Source organism: Roseibacillus persicicus, assembly GCF_014651675.1.
GTDB classification, from domain to species: Bacteria; Verrucomicrobiota; Verrucomicrobiia; order Verrucomicrobiales; family Akkermansiaceae; genus Roseibacillus; species Roseibacillus persicicus.
In genome coordinates, this window is record NZ_BMXI01000002.1 from 410,542 (window position 1) to 421,523 (window position 10,982).

At 58.7% G+C, this 10,982-nt stretch carries 8 protein-coding genes and 1 tRNA gene; 2 read left to right on the plus strand and 7 right to left on the minus strand.

The window, feature by feature from the left end:
* Nucleotides 1-84: 84 nt before the first annotated feature.
* From IE099_RS03915 to IE099_RS03945, 7 genes are all read right to left on the minus strand, one after another.
* Nucleotides 85-1,095: a chorismate-binding protein gene (locus IE099_RS03915; RefSeq protein ID WP_189567524.1), complete on the minus strand. Its 1,011-nt coding sequence runs from the start codon at nucleotides 1,093-1,095 to the stop codon at nucleotides 85-87.
* Between the two features lie 33 nt (nucleotides 1,096-1,128).
* Entirely contained in the window at nucleotides 1,129-1,902 is a 774-nt protein-coding gene (gene tpiA, locus IE099_RS03920; protein WP_189567526.1) for a triose-phosphate isomerase, read from the minus strand.
* A 105-nt stretch (nucleotides 1,903-2,007) separates the two neighbouring features.
* Nucleotides 2,008-3,660, minus strand: coding sequence for a LamG-like jellyroll fold domain-containing protein (locus tag IE099_RS03925; protein WP_189567528.1), 1,653 nt, complete (start codon nucleotides 3,658-3,660; stop codon nucleotides 2,008-2,010).
* Complete coding sequence (locus IE099_RS03930; RefSeq protein ID WP_189567530.1) at nucleotides 3,657-4,241, minus strand: sigma-70 family RNA polymerase sigma factor; 585 nt, start codon at nucleotides 4,239-4,241, stop codon at nucleotides 3,657-3,659. Before IE099_RS03930 ends, IE099_RS03925 begins: the two co-directional genes overlap by 4 nt.
* 82 nt (nucleotides 4,242-4,323) lie before the next feature.
* A complete protein-coding gene (locus IE099_RS03935) occupies nucleotides 4,324-5,076 on the minus strand; it encodes an NIPSNAP family protein (RefSeq protein WP_189567532.1) in 753 nt (250 codons plus the stop codon).
* Nucleotides 5,077-5,127: 51 nt separating this feature from the next.
* The gene (locus IE099_RS03940; protein ID WP_189567534.1) at nucleotides 5,128-5,661 is read right to left on the minus strand and encodes a MauE/DoxX family redox-associated membrane protein; all 534 of its coding nucleotides are present in this window, start codon (nucleotides 5,659-5,661) and stop codon (nucleotides 5,128-5,130) included.
* 8 nt (nucleotides 5,662-5,669) lie between these two features.
* Nucleotides 5,670-8,651, minus strand: a complete 2,982-nt coding sequence (locus tag IE099_RS03945; protein ID WP_189567535.1) for a S8 family serine peptidase — start codon at nucleotides 8,649-8,651, stop codon at nucleotides 5,670-5,672.
* Between the two features lie 139 nt (nucleotides 8,652-8,790).
* On the opposite strand from IE099_RS03945, the gene IE099_RS03950 reads away from it, so the two are divergent.
* Together IE099_RS03950 and IE099_RS03955 are read left to right on the plus strand one after the other, a co-directional pair.
* Nucleotides 8,791-10,539, plus strand: coding sequence for a ShlB/FhaC/HecB family hemolysin secretion/activation protein (locus tag IE099_RS03950; protein WP_189567536.1), 1,749 nt, complete (start codon nucleotides 8,791-8,793; stop codon nucleotides 10,537-10,539).
* A gap of 204 nt (nucleotides 10,540-10,743) precedes the next feature.
* A tRNA-Ser gene (locus IE099_RS03955) sits at nucleotides 10,744-10,834 on the plus strand.
* The last annotated feature ends 148 nt before the right edge of the window (nucleotides 10,835-10,982 follow it).

Sequence of the window (10,982 nt, forward strand, 5' to 3'; positions counted from 1 at the left end):
CAAGTCGAGGGCTTCAGACCATTCGGCTGGGGCGGGAGCGATGCCGCCAACCTCGAGGGAATTCGTGAGTGTGCCCGCGAGCTATTAATTCCCGAGGGGTTGGGGGAGGAATCCGAACACTCGTTTGACGGCTTCCCGTTTGAGCCGGAGTTCGCGCCATTCATTAACCAGGCGGCTGGGTTCGATCACGCCGCAGCCGGCGGGGATTTGCACTTCCTTTCCTTGCCACAGCGTCATGCGGATACCAACGAGAGCCTCGAAGGTGCCGTCGATGGAGAGGCCAAAGGGAGCTCCAAACCACCTGGGACAGCCCAGTCGCTCGCGCCAATCGTAGAGGGTGGCGAGGGTTTCCGAGGTGCGTGGAAGGGGGCCGAGCGCGGGTGTGGGGTGCAGTCGGCGCACGAGGTTGTCGGCATTCTCGCCACGATAGAGTTCCACCTCAATGGGGGTGTGAAAGTGGATGAGCTCTCCAAGGTCGAGAATTTGCCTGTCCTTTCGCCTTACCATCCCGAAGTCGGCGAGCTTGGCCATCAGGGTCTGGGCGACGAATTCGTGCTCGCGGATTTCCTTTTCGTCGACCCCGAAGAGTTCGCGTTCTTCGCTGCGAGCGGTTCCCGCGAGGGCCATGGTGGTTAGGAGGCCGTCCTCGAGGTGAAAAAGTTGCTCGGGCGTCGCGGAGAGCACCCCGCTATCGCCATCAGCCCAGCCGAAGAGTCGCATGTCTCTGGCAAGCCGTTTCGGGAGGTCGGCCCATGTGGCGGGCGGGCCATTCCATTGTCCGGTCTCGGTGACAACGGGGACGGACTTTTCCAAGCCGCCGCCCCGGATGCGTTCCATCACTTCGCGAAAGACATTGGCAAAGAGCCCGGCCTCGGGGTCTTCCCATAACACTTCACTTTCCTGACTGGAAAAAAGCCCTGCGAGCGAGTCGACTACTTCCCAGCTTGTGGGCTGGAGCCAAGGCTTGTCGATCTGCAGGGCAAAGTCGTTCCGATAAAAGGCCACCCCTTCCTGCGGGCAATCGGCCAGTTCTTCAAAGGGTCCCCTCCCTAGAACGAGGCGACCGTCCGCGGTGGCGAAGCAAGCCCAGTCCATTGTCGGTGTGAGGAGAACCCTGCGAAGGGAGAGTTATTGAGCGGCTGCGCTCGAGCCGTTTTCGATGATTTGCAAGAAGCTGCCCACTTCCATGCTGGCTCCTCCCACGAGGGCACCGTCGATGTCGGGTTGGGCGAGGAGTTCAGCCGCGTTGTCAGGCTTCACGCTGCCTCCGTATTGGATGCGCACCTTGTCGGCGACTTCACCTCCGAAGCTTTCCGCGAGAATCACGCGAACTTTGGCGTGGGCTTCTTGAGCTTGCTCCGGGGAAGCGGTGACGCCGGTGCCGATGGCCCAGACGGGCTCGTAGGCGAGGACGGTTTCGAGAACGTCTTTCTCCGAGAGTCCCTTGAGACCTTCAGTCAACTGACGGCGGAGAACTTCGTCCAGCTGTCCGGCTTCGCGCTCTTCGAGGGTCTCGCCGATACAGAAGATGGCTTTCAGATTGGTTTCGCGCACTTTGTGCATCTTGGCGTTGAGGACTTCGTCGGTCTCACCGAAAATAGCGCGTCGTTCGCTGTGGCCAATGATGACGTAGGGCACGTAGAGCTCCTTGAGCATCATGACGTTGATTTCGCCAGTGTAGGCACCCGCATCGTATTGAGAAACGTTCTGGGCCGCAACGGAGACATCATGACTGGCGAGGAGCTTGGTCGCAGTTGGAAGGCTCACAAAGGGGGGGGCGATCACCACATCGCACTTGTCAGTGGCTTTGCCGATTTTGGAGATGAGTCCTTTCAAAAAGTCCTCCGTCTCAGCGGGGCCTTTGTTCATCTTCCAGTTGGCGGCAATAATCGGCTTTCTCATAAATGGTGTTCGGGGTGCTGTTCCGAAACTCCCTTTACCCCGTCAGAGGGGTGCAGGCAAGACTTGAAACAAGACTGCTCGCTCGTGGTGAGCTGTTCGCATGTGCTAGGGTCTGCCTGTTTCCCAAAGTTCGTGGATTTCCTCGTTGGTCCACGCCTTTTTGGAAATGACAAATTCATCAATGATTCCGTCCAGGTTCCGCACTTCGAACTCGGTTCCCTGGGCCCATTCCCGGTAAGGCCAGTTCCCGATGTCGGCGATACCAATGTGCAGGGGATGAACCACTTCAATTGGTCTGGACCCGAGCTGCACCCCGTTCTGATAATGGCGCACCTGACGTTCCTCGGAATCGTAGACGAGGGCGAAGTGGACCCAATCTCCCATTCTGGTCCCGTTGGGGCGCAGGAGGTTGTGGTGGCAGTGATAATGAGTGCGAAGTTCGCGGTCGTCCTTCATCCCAATCTCCTTTCCGTAGGTTTCGGAGAAGTGGATGTGAAGCCCGTTGGTCACGGTTTGCACCAGGGTCCAGTGGATGTAGCTGGTCTGTCGGGTCTCGGGGTGGAGGAGAGAGACCTCCGTCGAGTTGATTGCGTCGAGACGAACCCAGGTGGCCAAGGTCAGGGAGTCGTACTCGCCGGGCACGTTGAGGCGAACGCGGTTGGAGGAGTTGCGAAAGGAAAGGGCACCCTTGCCCGGCCAGCGTCCCTCGGTCCATTCACATCCGACGACTGCACCGTCGGAATCGATTGGCCCCTGCAAGGCGCGGTTGCGGACCGTGCGTTCCCACGCGGAGTCTCCGGCGAAGAGATAGCCGATGAGGATGTCATCCCGAGCCATCAGCTTGCGCTGGAAATTTTGCCACTCGGCGAACCGTTGCCGGGACTTCTGGTCGAAGGCTTGTCCGGCGGGAAAGAGATCGGAACGCGCAGCGGTGGCGGTGCTTTCCCCGTTGGCGGCAATCTCGAGTCCCTCTCCGGTTTTCAGTTCGATCTCCGGGCCGTTGTGGGGTTGATAGGTGGAGTTGCCAGCTAGAATGTGAAGTTTCGCGCTGCCGTCTTCCTGGCACATGAGGCCGAATTCTCCACCGACGCCCTCCACTTGGAAGTGAGCGTTCCGGAGGATGAAGCCGCTGGCGGGAGAGGGAATGTGTCCTCGCAAGGTGCCGTATTCCACGCGGGCCATTTTAGGAGACTTCAAGTTCAAGCGAGCCGGTCCTTCGATGGTCAGGACCGCCCCCGAGTAGAAGTCGATTTGCACAATGCCCTCATAGAGCTCGATGATGCCCTTCCCGATCGGAGCGCCAGCTCGAATGGAAGTGCGTGAGACGGAGGAGTCGCTGCCCCAGACGGCCTCGCTGGTGTGGGAGATGACGGCGATGCCGATGAGCTCTTGTTGCGCCATTTGCTTCGGGGTGAGTCCGGCTGATTTCTCCTGAGGAGGAGAGCTTTCAATGGTCTGCAAGAAAGGGCGCAAAATTAGAATCAGGCCGATGAGGCCGACTACAAAGAGGAGGCCCAGTAGCCAGCGCGGCGAAGTGCTGTCGGAGCCAGACAGCTGCTCGTCCCGTCCGCTCCAGGTTTTGATGGTCTCGCGCAGGGCGGCGCCGAGGTAGAGATGTTCGACCAGACGCCGGCGCTCGGCAGGGTGGTTGCGAATGATTTCGCGGATTTCCTCGGCGTCACTTTCCTCCACCCGGTCGTCGCGCAATTTTTCCGCCAGACGGTCGACTTCTTTTTGGGAAAATTTTTCTCGGCTCATAGGGTCCCTCCCTCACTGGATTTTTGCCGGGACTCGGCACGACTTTTGATGCAGTCCAAGAGCAGACCATGCGCCTTTTCGAGTAGGAAGTAGATGGATCGTACGCTCATGCGCTGTTGCGAGGCGATTTCCTTGACTGGAGAATCCTTCTGGTAGCGGGCCCAGACGACCTGACGGCAGCGCTGGGGCAGGCGGCCGAGACAGTGGACGAGGTCGTCGCGCTGGTCTTCAACCCCGCAGGCTACTCCGGCGGCTTCGTCGGCGAGAGCCATTAGCTCGCTATCTTCCAAGGAGAGCGGGAGGCGGGCTTGCTTGCGGCGCCAGTTGAGGGTGCAGAAGCGGGCGATGCTCATTGCCCAAGCGGCAAAGTCGGTCCCCTCCTCGAACTGGTCAAACTTGCGCCAGAGGACCATGGAGACCTCCTGGAGCAAATCCTCCGATCCCTGGTGGTTGTGGGTCAGGGAGTAAACAAAGCCGTAGATGCGATGGCGGTTGGCGATCAATAGTTGGGAGAAAAGCTCTCCGCGTTCTCCTTGATTGGGGGAGGCGGCCTGTTCGTCTTTGCTGGGTGGGTTACTCACTGAAAATGGGGAGGTTGAGCCGGTGGGCGGGGGTGGGAGGAACTCTACGGGCGGAATCCCGGTTTTTTTCCGAGGAAAATCCTTACTTAATCGGCGAGTAGTCGGTTGGCTGAAGGTAGACAGCCTCGACTCCGCCTTTGACTAGGATGCGACCGCCCGCGTCTTCTTCGGATTTGGCTGCCACTTTTTTCCATTCAGGATCGGCGCGGAAGCCGTCCCAGGATTTTTTGGCTGCTTCCGCATCCTTGTGAGCGAGGAAGTAGAGCAAGGTTTGCTCTGCCTTGTCTTGGTCGGCTAACAACTCGAAGTAACTCAAGTTGCTCATGCCGTGTTTCTGAAAGAGCTTCATGGTATGATCCCGGAAGCGTTTGTGGAGATGAGGGAGCATTCCTTCCGCAGTGGTGTAGGTGCGCATCTCGAAGAGGCGGGTGCTTTCGCTGGGGGTAAAGGCGGCGGAAAAGTCGGTTTCCTTGAGAAAGACCGAGTCGATCTTGCCAACGAGCCGACCTTCGGCAGTCGAGGCTTTGAACGCGGCTTGCCAGTCGGGATCCGACATGAAGCCTTGCCATGACTTTTCGCGGGCTTCCTTGCTCGGATAGGAGAGCAGGTAGATCAAGAGGTTCTTCTCGTTCTTCACCGGCGTCCAATAGGCGACATTGGTCATGCCGTGTTTTTCAAAGAGAGAGACAGTGTGGTCACGGAAGCGGGCGTGCAGCGCATCGAGCTTGCCTTCATTGGCGTGGTAGGTCCGGAGCTCGAATACCTTTTCCGAAGGCTCGGCGGAGAGCAGGGCGGAGCTGACGGCGACGAATAGAAGAGAGAGTCTGCGCAACATGAGAAAGAAACTGTAAAAGGAGAGGACTGGCGAGGGCGAGGACTTTCGCGGTTAGATTAGTAGCATCCCGACCGCCATGGCTGCCATTCCCACGTTCTCAACCACTGCCACGGTGGAAAGGGGGACATTGAGGGCAGTTCCCATGCAGGCACAGCGAATATCCAGTCCCTTGGCGAGAGCTAGAAAGACCCCGATGGCCCCGAAAGACATAAGAAGGATGGTTGCGAGGTAGACGGTCTGCGGTTGCCACTGTGAAAGATAGCCCAAGGCTAGAGAGAGCTCCAGAAAAGGATAAAGGAGGGCGTATCCGCGCGCTCGGCCCGCCAGAAGATCATACTTCTGAAAGCCACCCGCGAAGCCCGGGAGGTCGAAGAGCTTCAGCATGCTGAAGGTGAGCAGAAAGATCCCCATGAAGTCGTGCATGGCTGACTGGGGTGCCCACGCGCCATAGTGCAGCTGCTTGGCTGCCGCCGCAAGCAGGGCCAACGTGATGAGGGTGAACAGGGGGATGTAGCGCCGCCAGCGCGGGGGCTGGGGCGGCTTGGTGGAGCAGCAGGAGTCTTGGCCTGCGGGAGAGCTTTTCATCTCCCAACCTACATGCCCTTCAGCTCAATTCGAAAGAATTTTTCTGCTGCCAGAGAGGTGTCGATGGTGAAGCTGAGGTAGCTTTGGAAGTCGCAACCAACCCCCGGGGTGAGGGTCACGGAAGCCGGGGGGAAGTTCTCCAAATCAGTGGAAGAGGTGACCGTCAGTTTCGTGGCTCCATCGTGGAGGAGATAGGTGGGGCCAGTGGCAGTGGTATCCCATAGCCACCAGGCGATCGGGAAGCCCATCTCCAGCATCGGAGGGGAATAACCATCGATACCAAAGCCGTGGGGATAGTGGTCTGCCTCCGTCGGATCGAAGTCGAAGACATACTCCTGCAGGTTGTTGTAGAGGTCGCCATCGTCGTTGCCTTCGTAGCTGGTGTCCAAGAGGTCGAACCAGCTGGTCCAATGAAGATATCCCGTTACGCAGGGAGGCCGGGCGGCGCTGGCAGCCACCTGTTTGTAATTGAGGGTCCCGTGGTTGATGGTATCCGCGTGGACGCAGTGGGCGATGAAGGAGTTGACCAGGTCGCTCCCGCGTAGCCACGGATTGGAGGATTGGAATTGCAGAAGGGCTCCTGCGGCGAGAGCGGCGGAGCCTGAGGTGCCGCTGAAAAGTGTGGTGCTCTTGGCGCCTCCGAATTCAGTCGCGACCGTGAGGTTCTCGCCGGGGGCCACGAGCTTGAGCTCGGCTCCCGAGTTCGACATCCCCGAGAAAGCGCCAGCCTCCGTGGATCCGCCGGTGCAGATTATGCAGGGGCGATTGGCAAACTGTGCCGGCGCGTAGTCGGCCGCCAGGGCACCATTGTTTCCCGCCGACATCACGACGGGAAACTGGGCATCGCAACAAGCTTGCAAAGCAATTTCCAGAGCGGGCAGCTCCTCGGGAGAAGTGGGACTGATGGTGTTGGAGGCGATGAGCATGACGGCGGGAGTCAGCTCGTTGGCGATGCTGAGCCGGTCTTCCAGCGCGAGTAGAATCGCATCAATGAGCGAGGAGGCCCTCGCCGTGCCCAAGGTGGGGTAGATGTCGTAGACCTTGGTCGTGATGGGGGTGTCGGGCGCGACACCCTCGTCTGGTCCTACGACCAGTGAAAGGAGGTTGGTGCCGTGTTCCGAGGTGACGATCCCGGCGGTGTCGGAATCCGAACGAATCAATTCCCCGTAGCCTCCGTCCACAGGATCGAGAATGGTAAGTTTACTATTGCTGGCAAAGTAATTCCCGCCGGGGTCGGAGATGGCGGTGTCGATGAGGTAAAATCTCACCGCTTGGCACATTTCGGGAAAGCTATAGCTGTAGGGAGGGCTGGCAGAGGAATCGTTGAGTTTGGCCAAGTTGTATGGGGCGGGCGAAGTGGTGCCCGAGCGGAATAACTCAAAGTCTTCTTCCACCAGATAAAGGCCGCTGCTCTCCAGGGCGTCAATATCCTGCAAGGAGATGAAGGCCGCATAACCGACCACCCCCAAGCTCGCGCCCGTTGGTCCGATAGCGACGTTGGGATAGTTAAATTCCCGGTAAATTTCCGCCGGGGTGGAGATTTGAGGGGTAACGCCTGGTTCGGACTGAAGCACTGCCTTCAGGTTGGCCAGGAACTGGGCTGGCGGGGTATTGTCGTTCTCCGGTTGGCGAACGATGAAGCAGGATTGGCCGGGGATTTTTTTCGTAAAAGCCGCAAAGAGTCGTCCAGGATCACCCGGCAGCGTGTGGTAGCCGAAGGTGATGTCGGAATTGCCTTGATAGTCTCCCACCAGAACTTGTTCCTCTCGTGAGTAAGCGGCCACTCCCCGACCTGTTGCATAGGCATCGCCCTGCGATTCCAGAAAGTGGTAAGGCACCCCGCCATCTCCCACGCTGAGGATTCCGGTCTCGCCCTTTCCATCGCGGGTGCGGCCTTCAAAGGTAAAGGGGCCCTCGAAGTTGACTGCGAGATGGACATTGCCCCGGGGATCATGGGCGAGGTCGGTGGAGAGCATCTTGGACACCGATCGGTCTGCCACGGCGGCGCGGGTGGACCAGACGAGAGAACTATCGGGGCGGAGACGAACGACGTAGACCTCCTGCGCATTGGTGTTGGAGGGCTCGGCCAAACGCTTGCCTTCATAGGCGATATTCTGATTCGAGGAGGCCACCGAGAAGGAGATGTATCCTTGCTTGGAAACCCCCAGGCCGCCGGCAAGGTCGTGCGACGGGGAAGCGGTGATCTTTTCCCAAATCGGCGAGCCGTCCGGCGCTAGCGCCGACAGCCAGACATCCCGACCATCTCCGGATGAAAGCCGGGTGGAGAGAACATAACTGAACGCCTCGCCATTGGGGGCCGGCCGCGTGGCGATGTGATGATGCTCGATGGTATCGCCCTGGGCCCCGACGTCCCAGATATAGTTCCCTTCATCATCGAACTTTATGGCGAGCTTGCCCGGGCCGGTGATGTAAAAGGAATCGGCGGAATCGATGGCGACGGATTGCGGGATGACATCTCCCATTGGATAGACATCCAGCCAAGTTCCGCTCAGGAGATGAAGTTTGGCGACGAAGCCCTCAATATTGCCATTCCCTGGATTCGGGAGATAGACCCCCGTATTGTCGCCGAAGAAGACCTCCTCACGATAACTTCCGGCTACATAAATCAGGTTGGTGTCTTCTCCGAGGACGAGATCGTTGAATATCACATCTCCCTTGGAGTGAGCTTGTGCCGTCCATGTTGCTTTCCAACCTCCAGCTGTCAGATCGGGCGAAAAGCGGGCCACTACGCCGTCGAACTCGGACTCCGACTTCAGCCCGTTGGGCATGCCCGGCAAGGTGAGGGACTCCTGAAAAAAGCCGCAGGCATAGGCGTGTGGCACACTTGCATTCGGGCGGTTTTCCACCGCGGTGAAGGTCGCCTTGGGGGAGTCGCGGCCGGAGCTGAGCGCGAAATCCCATTCAACAATCTCGCTGGCAGGGAGAAAAATTGTGCTAAGGGCTAGGGAAAAGAGAACTTTGCGTAGCATGGGTTTGGGTGTTGTTGTGAGGAGACATCGAGTCCTTTCAACCGCTGGGCCTAGCTGCGATTTCCAGATATTTGACAATCCCTCCCGAGTTTTTCCGGTCTCAGTAAAGATGGGAAAGAGGGGGGCGAAAAGTCGAAAGGTGCCGGATTCCGCTTGGGAGGTGGCGCTTTTTCGAAGGGACATCTGGCGGGATTACGCTTTCATCATCTTTGTGAAGTTTGCTCCTTTCCTCCTCCTGGGCCTCTCGGGCGCAGCATGGACCTATGGTCAGGAGGAATTTCTGCCCACGATTGAGAACTCCACGCCCTCTGGCGCCTTGCCTTTTGGAGGCAATCAGCCGGTTGCGGGAGATGACCGCGAGGTGCTGGTGCCGGCGGTTTCGACGCTGGTGCTCTCCACCTCTGACGTGACAACGCTGTTTGATGCGGGCGTCGTCCGGTTTTCCGGCGTTACGGTCGCCAATGGAGCTGAGCTGGCGTTCGAGCTCAGGTCATTTCTCAACCGGCCTCTTACCGAACAATCCCTCCTCACGCTCACCGAGATCATCGTCAGTCATTACGAGGAGAATGACCAACCGGTGGTCGAGGTCTGGGTGCCGCCTCAGGACGAGCGCTACCCCGGCCAATTGGTGGTGCGGGTTGTGGAGGGACGCGTGGGGCAGGTTCAGCTTCGGGAGACCGTCCACTTCAACAATGCCCGCCTTTCCAGTGCCCTTCAGTTGCAAAGTGGCCAACTTTTGCGAGCCAGCGACTTGACCGAGACCACGGCCTGGCTGAGCCGCAATCCCTTTCGCAAAGCCGAACTCTTCGCGGCAGCCGGCTCCCGGGAAGGTGAGGCTGACCTCGTCTTTGCCATCGAGGAACAAAGACCTTGGCGCGCTTATGCCGCCTATGAAAATACCGGCACGAAGGCCACGGGGGAGAGCCGCTTTCTACTAGGAGGGGTGTTGGGGAATGCCTTCGAACAAGACCATATCCTCGCCTATCAGGCCACCCTGGGGGCGGATCCCGGCCAGTTCCAAGCCCATGGATTGTCGTGGGAAATCCCCATCCACCATCGCCATGAATTTTTGCGTTTTTCGGCCAGTTGGGCCTCGGTTCATGCGGATTCCTCCACCGACTTGGGGCCGGCGGATATCGAAGGCACCTCTTGGCAAACAAGCTTGCAATACGGTCGCCAGATCCTGCTGGACGGCTGGCAAGGAGAAGTTTTCGGCGGGGTTGACTTCAAGCGCTCCGACACCTTTCTCACCTTCGGCGACTTCGTGGGACTGACTTCCGATGCCCCGGTGGAAGTCGTGCAGTTCAAGCTCGGCGGCCTGCTTCGCAAAAGCGCGGATCGTGCCGCCGGATGGAATCATCAATACCGTGCCGAGTTGGTGGCTAGCCCCGGAGGGTTGAGTGGACGCAATCACGACGACGATTTCGCCGCCTATCGTTCCGATGCCGATCCGTCCTATTTCTATCTCCGGGCCAATGGCAAGTGGTCGCGTGGCTGGCGCGATTGCACCGTATTGTTGCGAGCGGAAGCGCAACTGGCCAGCGGGGCCTTGCTTCCCAGCGAACAGCTCGGGCTGGGTGGAATGCGCACGATCCGCGGCTACCGCGAGCGCGACTACCTCGCCGACAGCGGTTGGTGGGGGAGCATCGAGGTGCGGGGACCGGCTTGGAGCACTGATCTTTTGGAAAAAGAGCTAAGCGCCCAAGCCCTCGGCTTTCTCGACCACGGCTTCACTTGGCGGGACGATGAGGATTCCGATCAGCTTCTCAGCTTTGGAGTTGGTCTACGGGCGCAGTGGGGGGCTGCTACAGTGTCTGCCGATTTTGGAATCCCCTTAACCGAAGACGCCGACCCCCGGGCCCATCTCGGCTTAACTTATCTTTGGTAACCGTGGCCATACTCCCTCGTTTCGCCGGCGGGGAGCGAGGGGCTTCATTATTCAGGTAAAGGCCCAACTTTACCGCTGCTCGACCCGCCGGGACCCCTTGGATTTCCAGAAATTCCGAACTTCCCGGCCACCTGCACAATAAATCGAGAGAGAAGATTGACGAGGGGCGGGATATCTGATTTTCTCCCCGTCCCCTCAACAACTGGACCGGTGGCTGAGTGGTCGAAAGCGCTCCCCTGCTAAGGGAGTATACTCCAAAAGGGTATCGAGGGTTCGAATCCCTCCCGGTCCGCCATCTTTCTAATTCGCTGCAATCATCTCGATTGCAGCGTTTTTGGGGTCTACACCAAAGTTTGGGGACGAGACGTTTTTTTGAGGTTTCAGGGGTTGTTTAACCGCACTGGGCGATGACTCGAAGTCGGTAATTGTTGAAGTTTTTGAAG